The 24627-nt window shown below is 71.2% G+C and carries 17 protein-coding genes, 3 tRNA genes and 1 pseudogene; 15 read left to right on the forward strand and 6 right to left on the reverse strand.

Annotation, left to right across the window (positions count from 1 at the left end; translation table 11 throughout):
* The first annotated feature begins 242 nt into the window (after nt 1-242).
* The 3 genes from AC5P1B_RS26095 (at nt 243) to AC5P1B_RS26105 (ending at nt 3597) form a co-directional block, all read left to right on the forward strand.
* Nucleotides 243-1673, forward strand: a complete 1431-nt coding sequence (locus AC5P1B_RS26095; protein WP_493890144.1) for an aspartate aminotransferase family protein — start codon at nt 243-245, stop codon at nt 1671-1673.
* 366 nt (nt 1674-2039) lie between these two features.
* Entirely contained in the window at nt 2040-2708 is a 669-nt protein-coding gene (locus AC5P1B_RS26100; RefSeq protein WP_493890146.1) for a GntR family transcriptional regulator, read from the forward strand.
* A gap of 238 nt (nt 2709-2946) precedes the next feature.
* Entirely contained in the window at nt 2947-3597 is a 651-nt protein-coding gene (locus AC5P1B_RS26105; protein ID WP_493890147.1) for a putative DNA-mimic protein, read from the forward strand.
* Nucleotides 3598-3736: 139 nt separating this feature from the next.
* Here AC5P1B_RS26105 and AC5P1B_RS26110 read toward each other — a convergent pair whose 3' ends face one another.
* The gene (locus AC5P1B_RS26110) at nt 3737-4594 is read right to left on the reverse strand and encodes an SLATT domain-containing protein (protein ID WP_493890149.1); all 858 of its coding nucleotides are present in this window, start codon (nt 4592-4594) and stop codon (nt 3737-3739) included.
* Between the two features lie 619 nt (nt 4595-5213).
* Here AC5P1B_RS26110 and purD point away from each other — a divergent pair.
* The 4 genes from purD to AC5P1B_RS26130 all read left to right on the forward strand — a co-directional run bounded on the left by purD (nt 5214) and on the right by AC5P1B_RS26130 (nt 13393).
* Entirely contained in the window at nt 5214-6476 is a 1263-nt protein-coding gene (gene purD, locus AC5P1B_RS26115; RefSeq protein ID WP_493890151.1) for a phosphoribosylamine--glycine ligase, read from the forward strand.
* 633 nt (nt 6477-7109) lie between these two features.
* Nucleotides 7110-9809, forward strand: coding sequence for a hypothetical protein (locus AC5P1B_RS26120; protein WP_493890215.1), 2700 nt, complete (start codon nt 7110-7112; stop codon nt 9807-9809).
* A 754-nt stretch (nt 9810-10563) separates the two neighbouring features.
* The gene (locus AC5P1B_RS26125) at nt 10564-12144 is read left to right on the forward strand and encodes a N,N-dimethylformamidase beta subunit family domain-containing protein (RefSeq protein ID WP_493890152.1); all 1581 of its coding nucleotides are present in this window, start codon (nt 10564-10566) and stop codon (nt 12142-12144) included.
* A gap of 331 nt (nt 12145-12475) precedes the next feature.
* Entirely contained in the window at nt 12476-13393 is a 918-nt protein-coding gene (locus AC5P1B_RS26130; RefSeq protein ID WP_493890154.1) for a phosphoribosylaminoimidazolesuccinocarboxamide synthase, read from the forward strand.
* 261 nt (nt 13394-13654) lie between these two features.
* On the opposite strand, the gene AC5P1B_RS26135 is transcribed toward AC5P1B_RS26130, so the two are convergent.
* From AC5P1B_RS26135 to AC5P1B_RS26155, 5 genes and pseudogenes are all read right to left on the reverse strand, one after another.
* A tRNA-Gly gene (locus AC5P1B_RS26135) sits at nt 13655-13727 on the reverse strand.
* Nucleotides 13728-13761: 34 nt separating this feature from the next.
* A pseudogene (locus AC5P1B_RS26140) lies at nt 13762-14218 on the reverse strand (LuxR C-terminal-related transcriptional regulator); the annotation flags it as partial.
* Between the two features lie 721 nt (nt 14219-14939).
* Nucleotides 14940-15012 (reverse strand) — tRNA-Gly (locus tag AC5P1B_RS26145).
* Nucleotides 15013-15084: 72 nt separating this feature from the next.
* A tRNA-Gly gene (locus tag AC5P1B_RS26150) sits at nt 15085-15159 on the reverse strand.
* A gap of 128 nt (nt 15160-15287) precedes the next feature.
* Nucleotides 15288-15605, reverse strand: a complete 318-nt coding sequence (locus AC5P1B_RS26155; protein ID WP_493890156.1) for a histone-like nucleoid-structuring protein Lsr2 — start codon at nt 15603-15605, stop codon at nt 15288-15290.
* Nucleotides 15606-15940: 335 nt separating this feature from the next.
* On the opposite strand from AC5P1B_RS26155, the gene purS reads away from it, so the two are divergent.
* The 8 genes from purS to purF all read left to right on the forward strand — a co-directional run bounded on the left by purS (nt 15941) and on the right by purF (nt 24605).
* Nucleotides 15941-16186: a phosphoribosylformylglycinamidine synthase subunit PurS gene (gene purS, locus AC5P1B_RS26160; RefSeq protein WP_493890158.1), complete on the forward strand. Its 246-nt coding sequence runs from the start codon at nt 15941-15943 to the stop codon at nt 16184-16186.
* Complete coding sequence (gene purQ, locus AC5P1B_RS26165; RefSeq protein ID WP_493890159.1) at nt 16183-16863, forward strand: phosphoribosylformylglycinamidine synthase subunit PurQ; 681 nt, start codon at nt 16183-16185, stop codon at nt 16861-16863. The genes purS and purQ overlap by 4 nt, the downstream gene beginning before the upstream one ends.
* Nucleotides 16860-19109 carry a phosphoribosylformylglycinamidine synthase subunit PurL gene (gene purL, locus AC5P1B_RS26170; RefSeq protein WP_493890161.1) on the forward strand — a complete coding sequence of 750 codons (2250 nt, stop codon included), beginning with the start codon at nt 16860-16862 and terminating at the stop codon, nt 19107-19109. The genes purQ and purL overlap by 4 nt, the downstream gene beginning before the upstream one ends.
* Nucleotides 19110-19241: 132 nt before the next feature.
* Entirely contained in the window at nt 19242-19763 is a 522-nt protein-coding gene (locus AC5P1B_RS26175) for an ArsR/SmtB family transcription factor (protein ID WP_493890162.1), read from the forward strand.
* 28 nt (nt 19764-19791) lie between these two features.
* Entirely contained in the window at nt 19792-20634 is an 843-nt protein-coding gene (locus AC5P1B_RS26180; protein WP_493890163.1) for a M23 family metallopeptidase, read from the forward strand.
* Nucleotides 20635-20680: 46 nt separating this feature from the next.
* Nucleotides 20681-21541: a maleylpyruvate isomerase family mycothiol-dependent enzyme gene (locus AC5P1B_RS26185; RefSeq protein ID WP_493890164.1), complete on the forward strand. Its 861-nt coding sequence runs from the start codon at nt 20681-20683 to the stop codon at nt 21539-21541.
* A 174-nt stretch (nt 21542-21715) separates the two neighbouring features.
* Nucleotides 21716-22582, forward strand: coding sequence for a hypothetical protein (locus tag AC5P1B_RS26190; RefSeq protein WP_493890165.1), 867 nt, complete (start codon nt 21716-21718; stop codon nt 22580-22582).
* A gap of 466 nt (nt 22583-23048) precedes the next feature.
* Nucleotides 23049-24605, forward strand: coding sequence for an amidophosphoribosyltransferase (purF, locus tag AC5P1B_RS26195; RefSeq protein WP_493890166.1), 1557 nt, complete (start codon nt 23049-23051; stop codon nt 24603-24605).
* Nucleotides 24606-24627: the final 22 nt, after the last annotated feature.

A 24627-nucleotide genomic window follows, 5' to 3' on the forward strand; every position in this document is an offset into this window, starting at 1 on the left:
AGATCGCGTCAGGCTGACGCCGCCGCGCTGACCCGCCCCGGTCCACCCCCGCAGAGAATAGAGGCCGCGCGCCGCGAGCAGGCGCGGTGTGACGAGACGGTTGCCGGGCCGGGCGCGAGGGAGCCAGGACGCGGGGGAGGCGCCCGGTGGGCCGGCCCGGTTCCCGGCAGTGTGTCCGGGGGCGTGGTGAGCGCCATACACAGTGCCGGTACCAGGTGGGCGCCACGGTCCATACGCTGACGATGTTGGTATCACCGAGCCGCGAGCGATCCGAGGTACTGAACGTGTCCACGCACCCCGCCCACGAGCCCTCCGTGGGCGCCGCAGTCAAGGCCGACGACCGCGCGCATGTCTTCCACTCCTGGTCGGCGCAGGGCCTGATCGACCCGCTCGCGGTGGCGGGCGCCGAAGGCTCGTACTTCTGGGACTACGACGGCAACCGCTACCTCGACTTCTCCTCCCAGCTCGTCAACACCAACATCGGCCACCAGCACCCCAAGGTCGTCGCCGCCATCCAGGAGCAGGCCGCGAAGCTGTGCACCATCGCGCCCGGTTTCGCCGTGGACGTACGGTCCGAGGCGGCCCGGCTGATCGCCGAGCGCACGCCCGGCGACCTGGACAAGATCTTCTTCACCAACGGTGGCGCCGAGGCCGTCGAGAACGCGGTCCGGATGGCCCGGGTGCACACCGGCCGCCCCAAGGTGCTCTCCGCTTACCGCTCGTACCACGGGGCCACCGCCGCCGCGATCAACCTGACAGGCGACCCGCGCCGCTGGGCCTCGGACACCGCTTCGGCGGGTGTCGTGCGCTTCTGGGCCCCGTTCCTCTACCGGTCGCCGTTCCACGCCGAGACCGAGGAGCAGGAGTGCGACCGCGCCCTGCGGCACCTTGAGGACACCATCGTCTTCGAGGGCCCGCAGACCATCGCCGCGATCATCCTGGAGACCGTCCCCGGCACGGCCGGGATCATGGTGCCTCCCTCGGCCAGTGGTGCGAAGGGTCCCCAGTCCGGCTACCTGGCCGGGGTCCGGGAGATCTGCGACCGGTACGGCATCGTCTTCATCCTCGACGAGGTCATGTCGGGCTTCGGACGCACCGGCCGCTGGTTCGCCGCCGACCACTGGGACATCACGCCCGACCTGCTGACCTTCGCCAAGGGCGTCAACTCCGGTTACGTGCCGCTCGGCGGCGTCGCCATCTCCGCCGAGATCGCGGCGACCTTCGACCAGCGCCCCTACCCCGGCGGCCTCACCTACTCCGGGCACCCGCTGGCCTGCGCCTCCGCCGTCGCGACCCTCAACGCCATGGCGGAGGAGGGCATCGTCGAGAACGCCGCCGAGATGGGCGAGCGGGTCATCGGCCCCGGCCTGCGCGACCTCGCCTCCCGGCACGCCTCCGTCGGCGAGGTGCGGGGGATGGGCGTCTTCTGGGCGCTCGAACTCGTCAAGGACGAGGAGACCCGCGAGCCGCTGGTCCCGTACAACGCGAGCGGCCCGGCGAACCAGCCCATGGCCGACTTCGCCACAGCCTGCAAGCGCGGCGGCCTCTGGCCCTTCGTGAACATGAACCGCACCCACGTCGTCCCGCCGTGCACGGTGACCGAGGCGGAGGCCAAGGAGGGCCTGGCCATCCTGGACGAGGCCCTGACAGCGGCCGACGCGCACACGGTGTAGCCGCCGCGCTCCCGCCCCGGAGCGCGCGCACGGCGCGACGCGTACGGCGGCAACGCGCACGGCTTGGTGTGCGCGCCGGAGCCCACCGCCCGGTGCGCGCGGCATCGCGGGCGCGAGGGCGCGTGGGTGCGGGCGGGGGCGCCGGAAGCCGTCCGGCAGCTGCCATGCCCGGGCGTACGCGGCGTAACGTTGGCCACACCGCCGAGCGACTTTTCCGTGTCAGAGCGCCATGCTCGGGCCAGAGCACTGCACTCCGTACAACACCTCCACACTGCGCGCTACGGCCCTCGCATATCGTGATGCGAGGGCCGTCCGCATTCCCACCAACTTCTGCCCATGCGCGCGGCCACGGAAGGAGACGGGACCATGCCCGGCATCAGCCAGGTCAAGCGCAGCACGCTGCGGCAGCAGATTGCCGGCGCGCTGCGCGACGAGGTGCTCGCCGGGCGCCTCCCGGCCGGGCAGCAGTTCACCGTCAAGGAGATGGCCGAGCAGTACGGCGTGTCCGCCACCCCGGTCCGCGAGGCGCTGCTCGACCTGTGCGCGCAGGGGCTGCTGGACGTAGAGGAGCACCGGGGCTACCGGGTGCACGAGTTCACCATCGACGACTACCGGGACATGGTCGAGGCCCGCACCCTCATCGTCGAGGGCATGTTCCGGCGCTCCGTCGCCCCGGCGCTGGACGCGGCGACACCGGAGTCCCTGGCCTCGGTACGGCGCCGGGCGGAGGAGGCCGAGCGCGCGGCGCGCGGCGGCGACCTCGACATACTCATCGGCTACGACCTGCGGTTCTGGCGTGAACTGAGCGGGCTCGTCGGCAACTCGTACATCTCGGGGATTCTGGAGCGCGTGCGCGTGCAGAGCTGGGTCTTCTGCGTCCCGTATCTGCGCGGCCTGCCCGACCTGAGCGAACGGCTGTGGGCCGGGCACCGCGACCTGGTACTCGCCATCACCAGCGGCGACATCAAGACAGCCGAGAAGATCGTCGCCGCGTACAACGCGCACAGCCTCGCCCTCATCGAGAACGCGGCCTGACGCCGGGCCGGCATCCGGCGCGCCGCCTTGCTGTGCCTGGGCCGCCATCCGGCCTGCCATCCAACCTGACACCCGGCCTGACATCCCGCCTGACATCCGTGCCTGGCCGCCCCGGCGGTGCGGGCGTCACGGCCCGGAGCAGCCGGAAACGGTCCGCCACGGCTCTCTGCCGCGCTCTTCGCGGAGCGTTGCCGGCGGGCTACGCTGGCCCGACCGCCGCCAACGAGAGTGAGTACACGTGGCATGTGACCTCTGGCTGGTCCCACTCGTCGATGTGCTGTGTCACAGCCCCGACAACCCCTTCGCGGAGGAAATCGCCGCGTACGACCAGGCGCTCGGTGACGCCGGGCTGCCTCCCGTTCCGGTCTTCGGCTACACGCCCGGGCTCTCCGGCGCGGTCGCGCCGATCGCCGGGTTCGACTACGACGCCCTCCACTTCCTGCGCCGCGCCTACCTGCTGCGGATCTGCGGACTCGCCGTCACCCCCGTCGGCGAACTGGGCGGGGACTACGAGCAGTTGCTGGAGATGTTCGAGCCCACGGCCCAGCAGTCCCACCTCGTATGGCACTACGACCACGCGGGCGCCTACGTTCCGGTCGACTTCGAGCATCCGCTGTCCAACGACGGGCTTCTCGAAGGCGGTGGCCCGCTCGGCTCCAGCCAGGGGCTGCTGCGCGAACTCCAGGAGGTCGCCCCCGCCTTGGGCATCGACCCGGCCAACCCGCCCGCACCGCCCACTCCGCCGACCCGACCCACCGACCTGGAGGAACCCGCCGCCCCGATCCCATACGACGACAACCCGTTCGCCCGGGAACGCCATGTCTGGCTGTCGCTGTACGCCGCGGCGACCCGCAGCCTGGGTCAAGGGTCGATGATCGTCTTCAGCTGAGGCGGCTGAGGCGGCTGAGGCCGCCGGGCAGGGGCGCGCTGGATGCGTGGCCCCGGCGCCCCGGGCGCGGGAGCCGACCGCGCCTGAGCGCCAGGGCCGCAGGGCGCCTGAGCGTCAGGGCCCCAGAGCCGTCAGGGCGTCAGCGCGGTGGCTCCGGTGGCCGCTGCCGGGGCATGTTCGGCCGGGTGCCCGGCGGCAGCAGCAGGCGGCTCGCGGGAGCGCTCGCGTCGGGGCGCGCGCCCCACATCAGTGACTGCGTCACCAGCGGCCCCGCACCGCAGCGGAATTCGACCATCCAGTCCGCCGTTTCGACGCGTACGAGTTCCATGACGTCCTCGGAGAAGCGCCGCAGCACCGCCAGACAGCGCTCAGCGGCCTCGTTCGCTGTGCCCTCAGCGGGGCCGAGCACCTCGCGTACGTTTTCCAGTGCCCAGTCGAACTGGAGCGCCTCAAGCCGCCGTTGTACGGCCTGCGCCGTCGCCACATCCCGCATCCAGCCGGAGGTCAGCCCGAAGAAGCGGTCACAGGCGACGCACGCGACGGCGGCCAGCAGCGACAGATAGCCCCACCCCGAGCCGCTGCTCAGGACCCCGGTCAGCTGAAGCAGCGGCAGCGCCGCGCCCGCGGTCGCCCCGAGCGCGGCACCGGCCCGCAGGGTCCGTGCCGCACGCCGCTTCCACGCGCGGTCGGTGAGGTACCAGTCGGTGACGCGCAGCGCGCCGTCCTCCGCCCAGCGGTACAGCTCGTCGAGGCGCTTGGTGGGCTCGCCCCAGTCGCCGAGGGGGAAGGGGCGGCCGAGCAGGTCCCCCGGCCGTTCGTCCGGCGTCCGCCTGGTGCCCGTCCGCCGAGCGCCCAGGGGCCTGCCGCCCAGCCGCCCCGTGTGCTGCCGCCGTCCGTTCACCCCTCTGATCCAGCCTCTCGCGCCGGGGTCGCCCGCCCCTCCTTCTTGGCGTTCCTCGCGCGGAAGCCCCTCGGGCTGCATCTCCGGCTGACTCACCCGTGCACTCCCTGCGTGATGGCGTGGACCCGCGGACCGCCGTGGTCCCGCAAGCCCCTGCTGGCTGGCCGACTGCCGCTGTGGTCTGGCCGTCGGCCGGCTCCTGTCCGGCTCTGTCCGGCTCCCGGCTGTGTGCTTCCGGGCGGTCGCCGTTCTTCTTGGCCCCGTTGGCCGGGCGGCTGCCGGGTGGCTGCCGCGCGCTTCGTCGCGACGACGGCCCCGCCGTTGTTCGCGTCGCTCTGGCTGTTTCGGGTCGTTCTAGTTGTTCTAGTTGTTCCAGCCTTTCTAGCTGACTGCTGTCCTCGCGATGACGGGAGGCCGGAGCTCTGACCGAGGTTGACGGCGGCGTACGAGGAACACGAGCCACCGGCCTCGTTCCCCGCCCCGCGTGCCACTCCGTTCCCCGCCCCACGTGCCACGCCCACGTCTCACGCGCGGCCTCCTTCCTACCGCCGAACGGCTGGCGTTGAGCGCCAGATCGCTGTATTTCCGCCCAGAAGTAGTGCGCTATCGGATATAGGGCAGACCGCGACTCACTCGAAAGAGTGGCTGGCGGCCGGTGCGAGCCGGTGGGTGGCAGGTTTAGGGCTGGCATGCCGACGGCGTCTAGGCTGGGCCCGTGAAGGTCCTTGTCATCGGCGGCGGCGCCCGCGAACACGCCCTGTGCCGCTCTCTCTCGCTCGACCCCGACGTCACCGCTCTGCACTGCGCCCCCGGCAACGCCGGTATCGCCGAGGTCGCCGAGCAGCACCCGGTGGACATCCTCGACGGCGCGGCGGTCGCTGAGCTCGCCGCCTCGCTGGGGGCGGATCTCGTGGTCGTCGGCCCCGAGGCGCCGCTGGTGGCCGGTGTCGCCGACGCCGTGCGCGGGCGCGGCATCCCGGCCTTCGGCCCCTCGGCCGAGGCCGCGCGGCTGGAGGGCTCCAAGGCGTTCGCCAAGGACGTGATGGCCGCCGCCGGTGTGCCGACCGCCCGCAGCTACGTCTGCGTCAACGCCGCCGAGATCGACGAGGCACTCGACGCCTTCGGTCCGCCGTACGTCGTCAAGGACGACGGACTGGCGGCGGGCAAGGGCGTCGTCGTCACCCCCGACCTGGCCGTCGCCCGCGAGCACGCGCTCGGCTGCGACCGGGTGGTCATCGAGGAGTTCCTGGACGGCCCCGAGGTCTCGCTCTTCGCGATCACCGACGGGGAAACGGTCCTCCCCTTGCAGCCCGCGCAGGACTTCAAGCGCGCCTACGACGGTGACGAGGGCCCGAACACCGGCGGCATGGGCGCGTACTCGCCGCTGCCCTGGGCCGACCCGAAGCTGACGGACGAGGTCCTGGCGACCGTCCTGCAGCCCACCGTCGACGAGCTGCGCCGCAGGGGCACCCCCTTCTCCGGGCTCCTCTACGCGGGCCTCGCGATCACCTCACGCGGCGTCCGCGTCATCGAGTTCAACGCCCGATTCGGCGACCCGGAGACACAGGTCGTGCTGGCCCGCCTCAAGACGCCGCTCGCCAGCGTGCTGCTGCACGCGGCCACCGGCCGTCTGGAGGTGGAACCGCCGCTGCGCTGGAGCGACGGTGCGGCGGTCACCGTCGTCATCGCCTCCCACAACTACCCCGACGCCCCGCGCACCGGCGACCCCATCACCGGCCTGGCCCAGGCCGCCGAGCAGGAGAAGGCGTACGTTCTGCACGCGGGCACCCGGCGGAACGACGCCGACGAGATCGTCAGCGCGGGTGGACGCGTGCTCTCCGTGACGGCGACCGGCTCCGATCTGACCAAGGCGCGCGACCGGGCCTACCGCGCGCTGTCGCAGATCAGCCTGGACGGCTCGCACCACCGCACAGACATCGCCGCCCAGGCCGCCGCCGACGCCGCCACCTCGGGCTGACGCACCCCCGCCCCGGGCCCCGGCGGCTCCGGCCGCGGGGCGCGCCTTCCGCCTGGCATGCGGCTGGGCCTGGCGCGGACTGGGCCGGCTGGCTCGCGGCCCGGCCGGGCCCGGGGCTGGGGCTGGACTGGGCTGGGCAACGGAGGCCGGGTGGCTGCGGACCGGGAGACCGTCATCCGCTGGGCGCGACTGGCTGAACACCGGCGTTGGCTGGCTGGTCTCTGACGTTCGACGTAGGCCATTCAGGCCATGCTCGGCCCGCCTGATGACCCGTCCGGCTGTTCGGCCGGTCGCCGACTGGCCGCTTGCTCATCCCCGTGGCGACCGCTGCTCCGGCGCCCGGTGCCCCTGGCTGACGTGGGGCTCCGCTGCTCGTACGGGGGTGTGGGGGCGCCGCGCGCCTGGCTCGGAACAGGTAATCGGAATAGTTCCTACCGCTGGCCGAAGCCATTCCATCGAGTGAGCGCTTCACTATCTGGCTGACGCGATTCACGGCCCCAACTAGTGTGCCGCGCAAGCGCGCTGCGGCAACTGGCTCACCGGCATTGCGGTGTCAGTGACCGGTGCGACAGTGGTGGGGTAGGCACGCCGTCGGCGTCCGCTGTCGCACTCGCCGCAGGGCAGTAGGGGGTGATCACACTCGTGGCAAGACCGGAAACAGAGACACCTGGAGCTCGCGCCCGAGCCCTCGCGGTGCTGCGCGTCCGAGGTGCCGCACAGGCCGTGGCGTTGCTGCCGGCGGCCGTCGCCGTGGTGCTGCTCGTCGGCGGAAGCACCGGGAGGATCGACGGTTCGGGAAGCGGCTGGAGCACCGCCCGCTGGGTGGTCGTCTGCGTCGCCGTGCTGACCCTCGCCGTGGCGGCGGGAGTGTCGGCCGTCATCGCGCGGGCCAAGCCCGCCCTGAGCCCCACCATCCCCATCGCCGAGGCGAAAGCCCCCGACCTGTACCGGCTTGTGCGTGATCTCGCGGAGCGGCTCGATGTGCCCGCGCCCTCGGCGATAGCGCTCACGCCGGACTGCGACAGCTGGCTTGAGGACCGTACGCACCGCGCCCACCGGCCACCCGGGACGCGCCGGGCGCGGGCGGCCGAGGAGGCGAACGGCGCGCGGGGGCGAGAGGACCGCGGTGGGCTGCTCGGCCGTCTGCGGCTCGCCCCCGCCCGGCCGCCCCAGCTCGGTCTGGAAGCGACCGTTCCGGCCACGCGGACCGGCCGTCCCGGTGCGGAGCGGCGTGGCGCCTTCACCGACGAGGCGGCCGGAGCGGCCGAGGGCGGCGGGCGGGAGCGGCGGACACCTGAGGCGCCTGTGCTGGTGATCGGTTCGCCGTTCCTGTGGTGGATGCGGGTCGCTGAGCTGCGTGCGCTGCTCGCGCCGGTTGTGGCGGGCACGGGCCCGGCGGCCCATCCGGACATCGCCGCGGCTCGTCGCTTCGTCCGCGGCCTGGACGCCGCCGCCGCGATAGCGGCACGCGGCCCCCAGGGGACGGCCACCGCTGACATGGGCCTCACCTCTGGCGTGGCGGCCGGGCCGCCGCCGGCCCCCGGACCGACGTCGGAAGCGGCGAGCGGCGAGGCAGGGCCTACGCCCTCCGCGAGCGCGCGGGTGGCTGACCACGACGGGACACCCGAGGCCGTGGCCGGTGACGCGTCACGGGCGGCAGCCGGTGCCGTGCCGGCCGGGCGGGCCCGCCCGGCGCGCTCTGCTCCCCTCGCGGCCATCGGTCGCGCCGTCCGCCGCCCCGGACTCGCCTTCGTCGGCTGCGTGGCCCGGCTGTTGCTGCGCGCGTGCAGGGACCACGCCGCCGAGATGGAGCGGGGCGTGGCGGTCGCCGCCTCGCAACGGGCGCAGAGCGTGGACTACGGCCCCCGGATCGTCGCCCAGGAGCAGGTGGGACTCGCCTACGCGGGCTGGGACCGGCTGCTGACGCGCGTCGCGCTGCCCGCCTGGCGGATGGGCCGCTGGCCGTCCCGGCTGGACGCCGGGGTGGTGTCCGCGCTCACCGAGCTGTCCCGCCGCGACCGGCTCGCCGAGGGCTTCGCCTCACGGCTGGGCGAGCGGCCCGCGTGCGACCTCCTTGAGGAGCCAGGGGTGATCGACGAGGCGACGTCGCTGCTGGCAGCCCGCCTGTTCCACGGCGGCCCAGCGGAGTCGGGCCCCGACTGGTGCCCGGTCGACTGGGCGGAGTATCCGGAGGAGGTCGTGGACCGCAAGTGGCGCCTGGAGGCGGCCCGTCTGCACGCCATCCTGGACACGCTTCCCCCGGCTGACCCGTCGCCGTACGCCTACGGACAGCCGGGCCCCGAGCCGATGGCATCCGAGCCCGTGGCTCCCACGCCTGCGAAGCCCCTGCCCGCGGCGCCCGTGCCCGTGGCCTCGGTGCGACCGGCATCGGCGGCGGCGTCACCAGACTTCCCGGAAGCGGCGGCGCCCGCCACGACAGCCCCGAGCCGGGGCGAAGGGGCGTACGCGCACGCGCCCGTGGAGTCGCCCGGTCCGGCTGGGGCCGACCAGCGCGCGGCTGAGCGCCCCGGTGGCGTGGAGCGGCGGAACGGTGCCGGGAGGCGCGGGGAAGCGGTCGAGCGGCACGAGCACGCGGTCGGCAGGCATGGGGACGTGACAGGCCCGACGCTGGACCGGGTCATGGACCACCTCAGCGGCACCTCGGACGGCGCCGGGAAGCGTGACCCGTCGGTAGCGGCCGGACCGGCCCAGGCAACCGGACCGGCCCAGGCGACCGGTCCGAGCCAGGCAGCCGGGCCGTTCCATGTGGCCGAGGCGGCCGTTGTGGACGAAGTCGCCGTAGCGGACGAAGCCGCCGAGGATGCCGAGGACGCCGACAGCGGTCTCGGCGGATTGGGTGGACTGGGCGCCACGGGCGAGCTGCTGGCCGCTCGGCTCACCGCCGAGCTGGCTCGTGAAGAAGCCGCACAGCGGCGGGCGACGACGGAGTGTGAAGCTCCCGGCTCCGCGGCGGGGTCGGCGATGGGCGCCGGAGCTGGTGCCGGAGGCGGTCACGCGGGCGCGGGAGGCGGCGCTGGTGAGCCGTGGCTGGACGGAATAATGCCGCTCTTCCCGCTCCAGCCGCCACGCACCGGCCGCGAGCTGCTGGCCGATCACGTCACGGCGGTGGTCTGCTGTGCGGCGGTGGACACGGCGGGTGCCGCGCCTGGGCTCGACTGGCTCGATGGCCCGACGCTGCTGGTGGCCGGGCGGCGGAGATCGGACCTGGTCAACCCCGTGTTGAGCCTCGTTGAGGACGGTGATCCGGAGCCGCTGCGGGCCTGGCTGGCGGACGTCGGCGTGCGTGCGGACAAGCCCATCCGCCTGGTATGACCATGAGCTCCGTGCGCGGTGTCGTGCGCCGGTCCGCCGGGGCAGGTTGCGACAATCCGCGACGAACAGTGATGAGATGAGTGCAATATGTGATGTGGTTGGGGGTAGGAGATTGACACTCGACGGATGGCGGGTAAACGACCACGACGGAGGACGCGGTGGGCGGCCGACCTCCTGTCAGGGCTACGGGGAGTGACGGCGCGGCGCGTGCGTGGGGCACGCGTTTGACGGCGCCGCGCGCCCCCAACACCGCGCGGAGCGACGGCTCCCCGGGGCGGGGGAAGGACGGACCCCGGACGGCCCCGCAGCGACAGCGCGGAACAAGCAGCAGGCAGTGAGCAGTAAGGCAGTCGGTGTACGCCGACACGCGACAAGAAGCAGACGGCAACAAGAGAGCCGGTAGCAAGAGAGACGGCGAGAAGAAGGCCGCGAGCGCCAGGCAGCACAGCACAGGGCGACAAGCACAGACGAGCACAACAGCACAGAGCACGAAGCACCAGCGCCAACGAGCACAAGGGCAAGCAAGGGTACGAGGGCGAAAACAGCCCCAGTACGAGCAGCGCAGCCACAAGCGAAGCGCGGGCCTCGGACAACGACACAACGGTTCGAGCGCCGGAACAGCGGCCGGGACGAGTCGGTGCGAGCGCGGCAAAGGCCGCCCAGGCACCCTCGGTCCCGCGGGAAGGCCGCTCACGCACGCGATGTGGCCACGGCTGCCGAGGACGAGGAACGCGGTACGCAGGGAGGGATAGCAGTGGGCACGGAGCAGATCCGGCGCTGGGAGTCAGGCGCTCTCGCACACGCAGTCTCAGACCCGTTCGGGCAAGGACCGCTCCCGTGGTTGCGGGGGAGTGAGCACTACTTCGACGACACCGGCCATGTCGTCCCCTGGTACGTGGACCAGGCCAATGCTCCTGGTACGTCCGCGTTTCCACTGCCGCGCAGCGGCGAATCGCCCCGTGGCAGAGCCAGGGTGGGGGGAGCGCGCCGGATCAACGGGCGCACCGGTGCCTACGCGACCGCGCGTGCCGGACGTGGGCTGCACAGCAGCAGTCCTCAGATGGCCGATGACGTACACCGGCAGATCAAGGGCTTCACCTGTTCGGGCGCCGTGGCTCCCGGTGAGGCCATCGACTTCCGGATCACGGTTGATCCGCCGCAGGAGTTCAGCGTCGACATCTACCGCATCGGCCATTACGCCGGAGAGGGCGCGTCGAAGATCACCACGAGTCCCCGGCTGGCCGGGATCGTGCAGCCCGCCCCGCTCACCGCCGACCGCACCGTCTCGTGTCACCACTGGTGGCTGTCCTGGCGGCTCCAGGTCCCGTCGTACTGGCAGGTCGGCGCGTACGTAGCCGTCCTCACCACCGCCGACGGCTACCGCAGCCACATCCCGTTCACGGTCCGCGACCAGCACCCGGCCGATCTCCTGCTCGTCCTGCCGGACATCACCTGGCAGGCGTACAACCTCTACCCCGAGGACGGCAGGACCGGAGCCAGCCTCTACCACGCGTGGGACGAGGACGGGCGGCTCCTCGGCGAGGAGGACGCGGCCGTCACCCTGTCCTTCGACCGTCCGTACGCGGGCGCGGGCCTGCCGTTGCACGTCGGGCACGCCTACGACTTCATCCGCTGGGCCGAGCGCTACGGATACGACGTCGCCTACGCAGAGACGTGTGACCTGCACGCCGGACGCGTGGACCCGTCCCGGTACCGGGGCCTGGTCTTCCCTGGACACGATGAGTACTGGTCCGCGCCGATGCGCCGCGCCGTCGAAGTGGCCCGCGACAGCGGCACCTCGCTTGTCTTCCTCTCCGCCAACACCATGTACTGGCAAGTGGAGTTGGCCCCGTCCCCAGCAGGTCCCGACCGTCTGCTCAGCTGCCGCAAACGCCGCGGGCCGGGGAAGCCCGCCCTGTGGCGCGAGGTCGCGACGCCCGAGCAGCAGCTGATGGGCATCCAGTACGCGGGCCGGGTGCCCGAGCCGTCCCCCCTCGTCGTCCGCAACGCCGACCACTGGCTGTGGGAGGCGACGGGCGCGGGCGAGGGCGACGAGCTTCCCGGCCTGGTCGCGGGGGAGGCCGACCGCTACTTCCCGCGGACGTGCCTGCCCGAGCACGTCCGCCGGATTCTGCTGGCCCACTCCCCGTACGAAGACAGCGAGGGTGTGGTGCGCCACCAGGAGACATCGCTGTACCGGGCGCCGAGTGGCGCCCTGGTCTTCGCCTCGGGCACCTTCGCCTGGTCTCCTGCCCTGGACCGGCCAGGCCACGTCGACACCAGAATCCAGCGCGCGACGGCGAACCTGCTGGACCGCATCTGCAAACGGGACTGACCGACGCCCACGCGGCCCGACGCGTCCGCCGGCACGGCTGACCCGCGCGGCACAGCTGACCCGCACGTCCCCGCCCGTGCCCCCTCCTCCCTCTGAAGTCGCGCGGGCGTCCGCGTGCCGCCCCGGTACGTAGCCGCGTCCGCACGGCGCCGGCGCCGGTGTCCGCACGGAGCCGGATTTCCGTACGGGCGGACCGGCGCTACCGCACGCTGCCGACCGGAGCGGGTACCCGGGGAGCGCCTGCGCCGCCGCTGGCCAGGGAGGCCGGTCTCCCTGGATCGCTCGGATACGGGAGAATCAACGACGTAGGACAAACCCACCGGGAGGAACCGTGTCCGGATTCGTCGAAAAGCCCGAGCCTGCCCAGGTGCCGGGCTTGGTGCATCTGCACACAGGAAAGGTCCGGGATCTCTACCAGAACGCCGCTGGTGAGCTGGTGATGGTGGCCAGCGACCGGATGTCCGCCTATGACTGGGTACTGCCCACCGAGATTCCCGACAAGGGCAGGGTCCTCACCCAGTTGTCCCTGTGGTGGTTCGACCAGCTCGTCGACTTCGTGCCGAGCCATGTCATCCGGGCCTGCGACACCGCTGACGACCTTCCCGAGGGTGCCCCGGAGGACTGGGCGGGCCGCACGCTCATCTGCAAGTCGCTGCGGATGGTCCCCGTCGAGTGCGTGGCCCGCGGCTATCTGACGGGCTCCGGTCTGGTGGAGTACAAGGCCAGTCGCACCGTCTGCGGCCTCGCGCTCCCCGAGGGCCTGACGGACGGCTCAGAGCTGCCCTCTCCGATCTTCACCCCGGCGACGAAGGCCGCTGTCGGCGACCACGACGAAAACGTCAGCTACGAGGAGGTCGCCCGCCGACTCGGCGCCGAGACGGCGACCGAGCTGCGCCAGATGACCCTCGGGGTCTACAGCAGAGCCCGTGACATCGCGCGCGAGCGCGGCATCATCCTGGCCGACACGAAGTTCGAGTTCGGCTACGACGGGGAGCGGCTGATCCTCGGCGACGAGGTGCTGACGCCCGACTCCTCCCGCTTCTGGCCCGCCGACCAGTGGGAGCCGGGCCGCCCGCAGCCGTCCTACGACAAGCAGTTCATCCGCGACTGGCTGACCTCCCCGGCCTCAGGCTGGGACCGGCACGCCGAGCAGCCGCCGCCCCCGCTCCCGGCGGACGTCGTGGAGCGGACCCGTGCCAAGTACATCGAGGCGTACGAGCACCTCACCGGCCTGCCCTGGCACGACTGACCACGCGTGTGCACGCCGCGCGTTCCGGGCGCACGGGGCCGGGGCCGGGGCCTGGAATCCGACGGCTGACGACCGGCGCCCGATGGTCGGCGATCGGCGATCGGCGATCGGCCATCGGCCATCGGCGATTGGCAGTGGCGATAGTGACGTCTGAGGCTGGCTGACGCGGTCCGGCGCCGGACCGCGAGCGGGCAGGGCCCCGAGGGGGCGGAAACGACGAAGGCCCCGGTCTCTCGACCGGGGCCTTCGTTCTTTTCGCTGAGCGGACGACGAGGTTCGAACTCGCGACCTCAACCTTGGCAAGGTTGCGCTCTACCAGCTGAGCTACGTCCGCATGCGCCGCGCGTTTCCGCGTGGTGCGCACCCCACTATAGCCAACCTTGGGCGCGAGCGAAGCGCGCTGCCGCATGACGGTTCTCAGCACCGAGCTCCGCCGCGGCCGCCGACAGGTAGTTGCGGACGGTTCCCCTGGTCAGAGAGGCCCGCTCGGCGATCTTCGCGATCGGGGTTCCGCCCTCCGCCAGCTCCGGCAGTTCCGCTTCCCGCGCGCTCAGCGGCGCATCACCGGCGCTGACCACATCGGCTGCCAACTCCGGGGCCACGTAACGGCCGCCGCCGTGCACCGTACGGATGATCTCGGCCGACCGCTGCCGCCGAGACCGTCTTGGGCACGAAGGCCCGCACGCCCGCCTCCAGCGCCCGCTTCAGGTGGCCTGGCCTGCCGTGACCGGTGACGATCACGGTGCGGCAGGCCGGGAGGCCGGTCGCAGGAATGTGGCCACCGCCACACCGCCACACCGCCACACCGCCCGAGCCCGGCATCTGCGAGGGCGAACAGCCCACCGCCCCGTACGGAGACGGAGACGCCTCGCACGGCTTCGACTCCCCGCTTGACCGCCGGGCCATGGCGGCGCCGCAACGCTGAGACGTCGATCACACTTCCGTCGCATTCCATGTCCCCGGCATTTCGGCGGGTGACGCGCGGCAGCGGTGCGAGCTGTCACGACCTTGGGATGGCGAATGCCATCGCGCCGAGCGGCTGTTGGGGCAATCTGCCCCGGATCTCCGTCCCGATCTCTGCCCGGTTCTCTACGCCGGTTCTCTGTGCTGGTTCTCCGTGCCGTATCTCTGCCCGGCTCTCTGTTCCGGGATCTCCGGCGCGGGGACTGTACGGACTTCCCGGACGACCGCGCCGCCGAAACGGGCGCCTACGGCCGCGTAAACGGCCGATGCGGGCGCGTAAACGGTCGCTACGGGCACTTATGCGGCGACGTATACGGCCGTGCAGACAAGTGAGCCTCTATAACCAACGCGTCGCCGTATACGGGTCGGAAGGACGGCGCGGGAAACTGGCGGTGCGTCGCGCGGAAGGCATCGCCACGGGGGACAGCGACCCGCCGACAACCGGACGACGGTCCGCCGACAACCCGTCAACGACATCAACAACGTCAGCGGTCAATGACCGACAACGCGCCCGCCGACATCCACAGCCCGCAGCACGACGAAGGCCCCGGTCATGATGACCGGGGCCTTCGTCATTTCGCTGAGCGGACGACGAGATTCGAACTCGCGACCCTCACCTTGGCAAGGTGATGCTCTACCAACTGAGCCACGTCCGCATTTGCTACCGACCAGCTTTCACCAATCGGCGCGGAGACCACTCTACCTGACCGGAAAGATCAGGTGAGCAGTGGAGCGGGTGACAGGGATCGCACACTGCGCCTCCCCCTTGGAAAGGGGGCGCTCTACTACTGAGCTACACCCGCATGATCGAAGTTCTGGGCTTTTCGGCCCGGCCCTTCGGCGTGCTCCAGACTCTAGCGGATCAATGGGGGTGGGTGGCAACTCCGGTGCGCGAACGGCGTGAGCAGGCCGCCGTTCGCCGCACGTCGGCTCAGCTCGCCGCGTTGAACGCTTCGTAGACCCTCTTGGGGATGCGGCCGCGCGGCGGCACCTCCATGCCATGTGACTGGGCCCAGGCCCGCACGGTCGCCGGGTCGGGCGCGACGGAGGTGCGGCGGTACGTCTTGCCGGAGCGGGCCCGCTTGCGCCCGGCCTCCATGTACGGCTCCAGGGCGCCGCGCAGTTTCTTGGCGTTGGTCGAGTTGAGGTCGATCTCGTACGACTTACCGTCGAGGCCGAAGGTGACCGTCTCCGAGGCGTCTCCGCCATCGAGATCGTCAGAGACTGTGACCACTACGCGTTGTGCCACGGATATCGGTCCTTTCAGGCTGCACCGCGAGGCTGACGTGCCGCGACGCATGGGTACCGGATGCTTGGGGTCAATGCTTTTTCATTTGTACAGCGGTAGGCATTGCATTGTGAAGCCCTGGTAATTATCTCCGCGTGTCTTGACGCAATCGGGACCATACGTTTTCTGCCCGGTTTTCCCCAGGCCCGGCTGCGGCCCGATGCTTAAACGTGACCGGGCCTCTAGCATATCTACTCGCGTAGATTTTGCGGCGGGGTAGGGTTATGGCATCGCCTTCGGGGCCCTGGGGGTCGCTCCCCAGAAGACACAGCCGCACCACACCACCGGGAGTGCCAGTGGCACGCGTCGTAGTCGACGTCATGCTCAAGCCCGAGATCCTTGACCCGCAGGGCCAGGCCGTGCAGCGCGCACTGCCCCGCCTGGGCTTCGAGGGGATCTCCGATGTACGGCAGGGCAAGCGCTTTGAACTTGAGGTGGAGGGCCCCGTCGATGACGCGGCCCTCGCCCGTATCCGTGAGATGGCGGAAACGTTCCTCGCGAACACCGTCATTGAGGACTTCGTCGTAAAGGTCGAGTCGTGACCGCACGCGTGGGAGTTGTCACCTTCCCCGGCACCCTTGATGATCGCGACAGTCAGCGCGCGGTCCGTATCGCGGGACTTGAAGCGGTGCCCCTGTGGCACCGGGACAAGGATCTTCACCAAGTCGACGCCGTGGTGTTGCCCGGTGGCTTCTCCTATGGCGACTATCTGCGCGCCGGAGCGATCTCCCGCTTCTCCCCGGTGATGGAATCGATCATCGAACAGGCCAAGGCGGGCATGCCCGTCCTCGGTATCTGCAACGGATTCCAGGTTCTTACCGAGACACATCTGCTGCCCGGCGCGATGCTGCGGAACAACCATCTGCACTTCATCTGCCGCGATCAGAAGCTGCGCGTGGAGAACGCCGGTACCGCCTGGACCACCGACTTCGAGCAGGGTCAGACGATCAGTGTTCCGCTGAAGAACATCGATGGTCAGTACGTGGCCGCTGAGCGCGTCCTCGACGAGCTCGAAGCGGAGGGCCGGGTCGCCTTCCGGTACGTGGACGGCAACCCGAACGGCTCGCTGCGCGACATCGCGGGCATCACCAACGCGGCGGGCAACGTCGTCGGCCTGATGCCGCACCCGGAACACGCCGTCGACCCGCTGGTCGGCACCGGTGGCACCGACGGGCTGGGATTCTTCACCTCGATCCTGAGGAAGCTGGTCAACGCATGACGCTGGACACCGTTAAGCACGCCGCTGAGACTCCGGACGCCGAGCAGCCGTGGGCCGAGCTCGGCCTGAAGGAAGACGAGTACGCGCGGATCAAGGACATCCTCGGCCGCCGTCCCACCGGCGCCGAGCTGGCCATGTACTCCGTGATGTGGTCCGAGCACTGCTCGTACAAGTCGAGCAAGGTGCACCTGAAGCAGTTCGGCGAGAAGGCCCCGGCCAGCGACGCCCTTCTCGTCGGCATCGGCGAGAACGCCGGTGTCGTCGACATCGGCCAGGGCTACGCGGTCACCTTCAAGATCGAGTCGCACAACCACCCGTCGTACGTCGAGCCCTACCAGGGCGCGGCCACCGGCGTGGGCGGCATCGTCCGCGACATCCTCGCGATGGGCGCCCGCCCGGTCGCCGTCATGGACCCGCTGCGCTTCGGTGCCGCCGACCACCCCGACACCAAGCGCGTGCTGCCCGGTGTCGTCGCGGGCATCGGCGGCTACGGCAACTGCCTCGGCCTGCCCAACATCGGCGGCGAGGTCGTCTTCGACGCCTGCTACCAGGGAAACCCGCTGGTCAACGCGCTGTGCGTGGGCGTCATGCGGCACGAGGACATTCACCTCGCGAAGGCGAGCGGCACCGGCAACAAGGTCATCCTGTACGGCGCCCGCACGGGCGGCGACGGCATCGGCGGCGCGTCCATTCTCGCCTCGGAGACCTTCGACGACGCCAAGCCCGCCAAGCGCCCCGCGGTCCAGGTCGGCGACCCCTTCCAGGAGAAGCTGCTCATCGAGTGCACGCTGGAGGTCTTCCGCGAGGGCCTGGTCTCCGGCATCCAGGACTTCGGCGCCGCCGGGCTCTCCTGCGCCACCAGCGAGCTGGCCTCGGCCGGTTCCGGCGGCATGCGGGTCGAGCTGGACGATGTGCCGCTGCGCGACTCCACGCTCTCGCCGGAGGAAATCCTCATGAGCGAGTCGCAGGAACGGATGTGCGCGGTCGTCGAGCCGGGCAAGGTCGAGCGCTTCCTGGAGATCTGCGAGAAGTGGGATGTCATCGCCACCGTCATCGGTGAGGTGACCGACGGCGACCGGCTGGAGATCTTCTGGCACGGCCAGCAGATCGTCGACGTACCGCCGCGCACCGTCGCGCACGAGGGCCCGGTGCTCAACCGGCCGTTCGCGCGTCCCGACTGGCAGGACGCCCTCCAGGCGGACGACGCGGCGAAGCTGCCGCGCCCGGTCGGCGCGGAGGAGCTGCGCGCGCAGGTGCTGAAGCTCATCGCCTCGCCGAACCAGGCGTCGAAGGCGTGGGTCACCGACCAGTACGACCGCTTCGTGCAGGGCAACACCGTGCTCTCGCAGCCGGAGGACTCGGGCATGATCCGGGTCGATGAGGACACCAACCTCGGGGTCGCCGTCGCCACCGACGGCAACGGCCGGTTCACCAAGCTCGACCCGTACGCGGGCGCGCAGCTCGCGCTGGCCGAGTCGTACCGCAACGTCGCCGCCTCCGGCGCCAAGCCGCTCGCCATCTCCAACTGCCTGAACTTCGGCTCGCCCGAGGACCCGGCGGTGATGTGGCAGTTCACCGAGGCCACGCGGGGGCTCGCCGACGGCTGCCTGACCCTGGGCACCCCGGTGACCGGCGGCAACGTCTCGCTGTACAACCAGACCGGCGAGGCCGCCATCCACCCGACGCCGGTGGTCGCCGTGCTCGGTGTCATCGACGACGTCACCCGCCGCACCCCGATCAGCTTCGCCGAGGAGGGGCAGCTGCTCTACCTCCTCGGGGACACCCATGAGGAGCTGGGCGGTTCGGCCTGGTCCCAGGTCATCCACGACCACCTGGGCGGCCTGCCGCCGAAGGTGGACCTGGAGCGGGAGCGACTGCTCGCCGAGATCCTGATCTCGGCGTCCCGCGACGGCATGGTGGACGCCGCGCACGACCTGTCGGACGGCGGTCTGATCCAGGCGCTGACCGAGTCGTGCCTGAAGGGCGGCAAGGGCGCCCGCGTCATCGTGCCGGAGGACATGGACCCGTTCGTCTTCCTCTTCTCCGAGTCGGCCGGCCGCGCGATCGTCGCCGTGCCGCGCAGCGAGGAGCTCCGCTTCAACGACATGTGCGGTGCGCGCGGCCTTCCGGCCACCCGTATCGGTGTCGTCGACGGCGAGGCGATCGACGTCCAGGGCCAGTTCAGCATCGCGCTGAGTGAGCTCAAGCAGGCGCACGAGGCCACGATCCCCGGCCTCCTCGCCTGATCCGTACGCGCTGTAACGGCGGCGGCCCGTCCCTCAGGGGCGGGCCGCCGCCGTTTTCGTCCGCCGTCACCTCCTGTACGCCCGCCACCTCCTCGCCTTGTCAAGTCTTACGTAATTACGTATGTTCTTCTCATGGGTCTTGAGGAACGCGTAGCGGAGCTTGAGCGGCGGATCGCGGCGCTGGAGCGGGCGGCGCCGCCCTCCGGCTCCGGTGACCGCCCGGCGGCCTCGTCGCGAAGCGGTGACTTCTGGGCCCTGGAGAGCCTGAAGTCGCAGCTCTCCGAGGCCGGGGTGGACGGCGGCGGCGTGCTGTTCACCGGCGCCGTGCGCCTGCCCACGGGACAGCACTACGAGTGGCAGTACGCGCTGACCACCGAGGCCGTCCTCGAAGACGACTGGCCGGAGGCGGCCGAGGCGTTCGCCGCGCTCGGTCATCCCGTCCGGCTGCGACTGCTGCGCGAGATTGTCGGCGGCCGCTGCACGGCCGCCGAGCTGGCCGGGCTTGAGGGCCTGGGGACGACCGGCCAGATCTACCACCACCTGCGGCAGCTGACCGCTGCCGGCTGGCTGCACACGGCGGCCCGGGGGCGCTATGAGATCCCGGCGGGCCGGGTGGTGCCGCTGCTCGTGGCACTGACCGCGGCCCGCAACTGACAGACCGTTTCAGGAACTTGGGGGAGTCATGTCATTCATCAAGCTGCTGGTGATCGCCAGCCGGGTCTTCCTGCTCGCGTTTCTCGTCCTGGTCACCGGCCGGTCCTTCGCCGACTACCCGAAGTGGTGGGCGTGGGCGGCCTTCGCGGCCTGGGGGGTCCTGGCGCTCGGCCTGAACCGGCGGGCCGCCCGGGCGGCCGCCCGGAACAAGCCGAAGCAGGGTCCGCCCGATTTCTCGCTCGCCGTCGAGGTCGGCCCGCCGGTCACCGGTCGCTGGAGGGCCCTCAACAGCCCGGCCACGAAGGTGCCCAGCCACGGTGTGCACGCCTACGGCCAGACGTACGCCATCGACATCGTCGCCGAGCCCGACGAGGGCTCCCGCCCGCGGTTCGGCTGGTCGCCGGTGGTCCGCCGCAACCAGGACTTCCCCGCGTTCGGCGAGCCCCTGCTGGCCGTCGGCGACGCGACGGTCGTACGGGCCGCCGACACCCAGCGCGACCACCTCAGCCGCAATTCCTACCCCGCCCTGGTCTACCTGATGTTCGAGGGCCTGTGCCGCGACCTCGCCAGCCCCAGCCGCATCACCGGCAACCAGATCGTCCTCGACCTCGGCGACGGTACGTACGCGATGTACGCCCACGTCCAGCGCGGCTCACTGACCGTCAGCGAAGGCGACCGGGTCAGCGCCGGGCAACTGCTCGGGCGCTGCGGGAACTCCGGCAACAGCACAGAACCGCATGTCCACTTCCAGCTCATGGACAGCCCCGACCTGCATACGGCGCGGGGCGTTCCGTTCCGTTGGCGCGGGGTGGGCGTGCCGGCCAACGACGAGGTCTTCACCGTCGGCGAGCAGGACCGCGCCACTGTCTGAGCGCGGGGACGCCGCGACCGGGGCGCCAAGCCGTAGGCTTTGGATCATGGCTTCCGCTTCTCGTAAACCCCGTGTCCGTAGCTACGATCCCGGCAAGGTACGAGCCGCGCTTGAGGCCCAGATCCGGGCCGTGCGCGACGCGGTGGCGGTGCTGTGCTCCGCGTCCGACGCGACACCGCTGCTCGCCGCGCCGACCCGGCTGGAAGCGTGGACGGTACGTCAACTCATCGTGCACATGGCCGTGACCATGGAAACGCTGCCGCGCCGGCTCGCCGCGAAGCCGGGGCCGTCCGGGAGTCCCCGGTCGGCGGATGCCCAGGACCCTCTCGACCTGGGCGGTTACCTCAAGGTGCTGAGCTCTCAGGCGGACGCGATCGCCCAGGCCACCGTCGCCGAGGCGGACGACCTGTCCGGGGCGGGCGAGCCCGCCGAACTCGTGGCCCGCTTCGACTCCGCCGCCGCCCAGCTGTCCGCGGCGATGGAGTCGGCCGACGGCGGCACCCGGATCGCGTCCCGGTTCGGCGCGATGACCGTGGACGACTTCCTGGTCACCCGGCTGCTGGAGATGGTGGTGCACGGCGACGACCTGACGGCCGCCACCGGCACCGCCATCGCCCACGACCGGCGGGCACTCGCCGCGGTGGCGCGGCTGACGGCCGACGGGCTCGCGGCGAAGGCGCCCGGCGGCTCGGTCGAGCTGCGGGTGCCGCCCTTCGCGGTCGTCCAGTGCGTGGAAGGGCCCAGGCACACCAGGGGCACCCCGCCCAACGTCGTGGAGACCGACCCGATGACCTGGATCAGGCTCGCCACCGGCCGTGCCGCGTGGGAGCGGGAGCTCGACGCGGGCACGGTCAGCGCGAGCGGCGAGCGCGCGGACCTCTCGGGCTACCTGCCGGTGCTCAGCTGATCCCGCAACGGCCGGTCCCCGCGCGTGCCGTGTGACATCTCCGCCCCCTGGCCCGTGCGAATCCGCCAGGAGGGTGACCGGCACGCCCGATATCACCCTCTGGAGTCGCGCGAACACAGATAGTCGTTTTATGTGGGGATTGCGAATCGACCGTTCAGAAAGGAACGTCACGCGATGTCCTCACTCACCTCCACCCCCGTTCGCCGCGGCACGCGCCGCACCACCGCTGTCCTCGCCACCACCGCCGTAGCGATGGGGCTCGCGGTCGTACCAGGGGTGGCTGTCGCCGCCGTCTCGGACGAGGCCGACACCGCCGCCGTGGCCCCGAGCGCCGCCCCCCGCGGCGCCATCGCGGTCACCGGCGGCAAGACACGGCTCACCGCCACCCCGCGGGCGCTGTCCCAGTTCCGCGAACACAACCTGCGGCTCATCCGGATCAACCCCCAGCGACAGACACGGGAAGCCGCCCCCACCGGCGCCCCGCTCGACCTCCCCGTCAAGGCCGGTGAGATCAGGAACGTCGACGGCCGTGTCGGCGGCCGGGTGCTGTACCGGGACCGCGGCATCGCGGTGATCAACATCAGGACCCACAAGGTCGTCCGGATCGGCGAGTTCGAGAACGACCTGACCCGTGGCATCATCCGGGCCGCGGTCAACCGCGGCGGGCCGCTGGCGATCGGTGTCGCCCCGCGGCAGCGCATCTCACGCCAGACCGTGGACGTCGCCGCGCGCCAGATCCACCTCGACTCCAAGGTCCGTATGACCGCCCGCGCCGCCGACCACCTCAACCGGGCGACCGGCACCAAGGCGTTCGCACGCGGCATGGTCGTCATGAAGGCCCGCAGCCAGTTCACGCTGGACAAGAGGCGGGACATGCGGTCCACGCTCGACCTCGACCGGTACCTGACGCCCAAGGACAGCCGCACCCCCGGGCGGCAGACCCCGGCGCGCGAGTACCGCGACCGGGTGGAGCGCCTCGCCCGAGAACTCGCCCAGGCCAGGCTCCAGCTGGCCGAGCAGCTCTTGCAGGGCAGGCGCTGACCGAGGAGCGTCATCGGTCCGTAGAGCCGTAGAGCCGTAGATCCGTAGATCCGTACGGCGGCAATGTCGTGGACCGCCTCGCGCCGCAGTCGCGCGCCGGCGGGCCTCCGGGTAGTCCACCCGGGGCCCGCCGGTGCGGTGCGCAGCGCACCGGCGGGCTGTGTGCCGCGCGCTGACGGCTGATGAAGGCAGAGGCGAGCAGGGCTGCGCCCATGGCGGCGATCGGCGCCAAGCCCTCCGTCGCGTCTTCCCCGCCCCCGCGAACCAGGGGAGCCCGCCCCGCCGGACAGGGAGCAGGAGGGGGCGTGAGTGAGGCCCGTCACTATCGGGGCGGTGTGTGGCCGGTGGGGGAGCCCGCTCCCTGGGCGAAGGACCAGGGAGCGGTCACGGAGGGTCATGAGCCCGTGGCGGCGGTGGCGGGGTAGCCCGAAAGCGTGACGGTGTTCCCCCAGGTACAGTGTCTTTTGTGCGCGGTGATGGACGACTCAGCCACGATCTCCTTCCCGGCGAGAAGGGCCCCCAGGACGCTTGCGGCGTCTTCGGTGTCTGGGCTCCGGGCGAAGAGGTCTCCAAGCTCACCTATTTCGGGCTGTACGCCCTGCAGCACCGTGGACAGGAGTCCGCGGGCATCGCAGTGAGCAACGGCTCCCAAATCCTCGTCTTCAAGGACATGGGCCTGGTTTCCCAGGTCTTCGATGAAACCTCCCTCGGCTCCCTTCGGGGCCATATCGCGGTGGGCCATGCCCGCTACTCCACCACCGGTGCCTCGGTGTGGGAGAACGCGCAGCCGACGTTCCGGGCGACCGCCCACGGGTCGATCGCTCTCGGTCACAACGGGAACCTTGTCAACACCGTCGAGCTCGCCAAGCTGGTCGCTGAGCTGCCCCGTGAGGGCGGCCGGGCCACGCAGGTCGCCGCGACCAACGACACCGATCTGGTGACCGCGCTGCTCGCTGGCCAGGTCGACGACGACGGCAAGCCGGTGACCGTCGAGGACGCCGCCAAGCGGGTGCTGCCGCAGGTGAAGGGCGCCTTCAGCCTGGTCTTCATGGATGAGCACACGCTCTACGCGGCGCGTGACCCGCAGGGCGTCCGGCCGCTGGTCCTCGGCCGCCTTGAGCGCGGCTGGGTGGTGGCGTCCGAGACCGCCGCCCTCGACATCTGCGGCGCGAGCTTCATCCGGGAGATCGAGCCCGGTGAGATGGTCGCCATCGACGAGGACGGGCTGCGTACGACCCGGTTCGCCGAGGCCAGGCCCAAGGGCTGCGTCTTCGAGTACGTCTACCTGGCCCGCCCCGACACCGACATCGCCGGGCGCAACGTCTATCTCTCCCGCGTCGAGATGGGCCGCAAGCTGGCCGTCGAGGCACCGGCCGAGGCCGACCTCGTCATAGCCACGCCGGAGTCGGGCACCCCGGCCGCCGTCGGTTACGCCGAGGCCAGTGGCATCCCGTACGGCTCGGGGCTGGTCAAGAACAGCTACGTCGGCCGTACGTTCATCCAGCCGAGCCAGACCATCAGGCAGCTCGGCATCCGGCTGAAGCTGAACCCGCTCAAGGAGGTCATCCGGGGCAAGCGCCTGGTGGTCGTCGACGACTCGATCGTCCGCGGCAACACCCAGCGCGCCCTGGTCCGGATGCTCCGCGAGGCCGGTGCCGCCGAGATCCACATCCGGATCTCCTCGCCGCCCATCAAGTGGCCGTGCTTCTTCGGTATCGACTTCGCCACCCGCGCCGAGCTGATCGCCAACGGCCTGACGGTCGACGAGATCGGCAAGTCGCTGGGCGCCGACTCGCTCGCGTACATCTCCATCGACGGCATGATCGAGGCGACCACGATCGCCAAGCCGAACCTGTGCCGCGCCTGCTTCGACGGCGAGTACCCGATGGACCTGCCCGACCCCGAGCTGCTGGGCAAGCACCTCCTGGAGTCGGAGAACGCCGGAGCGGTGCAGCCCGACCTGGACGGCGTCGGCACGCTGACCGCGGGTGTCGGCGGGGCCGACGCGCTCCGCCGCCCGTAGTCCGGACCCCCTCATCACGACC

This window comes from Streptomyces sp. A01 (assembly GCF_059026195.1).

Coding starts and splice junctions, on each gene's coding strand:
- AC5P1B_RS26175 (WP_493890162.1), top strand. CDS start 19,242: ATGGGTCTTGAGGAACGCGTAGCGGAGCTTGAGCGGCGGATCGCGGCG.
- AC5P1B_RS26180 (WP_493890163.1), top strand. CDS start 19,792: ATGTCATTCATCAAGCTGCTGGTGATCGCCAGCCGGGTCTTCCTGCTC.
- purL (WP_493890161.1), top strand. CDS start 16,860: ATGACGCTGGACACCGTTAAGCACGCCGCTGAGACTCCGGACGCCGAG.
- AC5P1B_RS26190 (WP_493890165.1), top strand. CDS start 21,716: ATGTCCTCACTCACCTCCACCCCCGTTCGCCGCGGCACGCGCCGCACC.
- AC5P1B_RS26095 (WP_493890144.1), top strand. CDS start 243: ATGTTGGTATCACCGAGCCGCGAGCGATCCGAGGTACTGAACGTGTCC.
- AC5P1B_RS26185 (WP_493890164.1), top strand. CDS start 20,681: ATGGCTTCCGCTTCTCGTAAACCCCGTGTCCGTAGCTACGATCCCGGC.
- AC5P1B_RS26100 (WP_493890146.1), top strand. CDS start 2,040: ATGCCCGGCATCAGCCAGGTCAAGCGCAGCACGCTGCGGCAGCAGATT.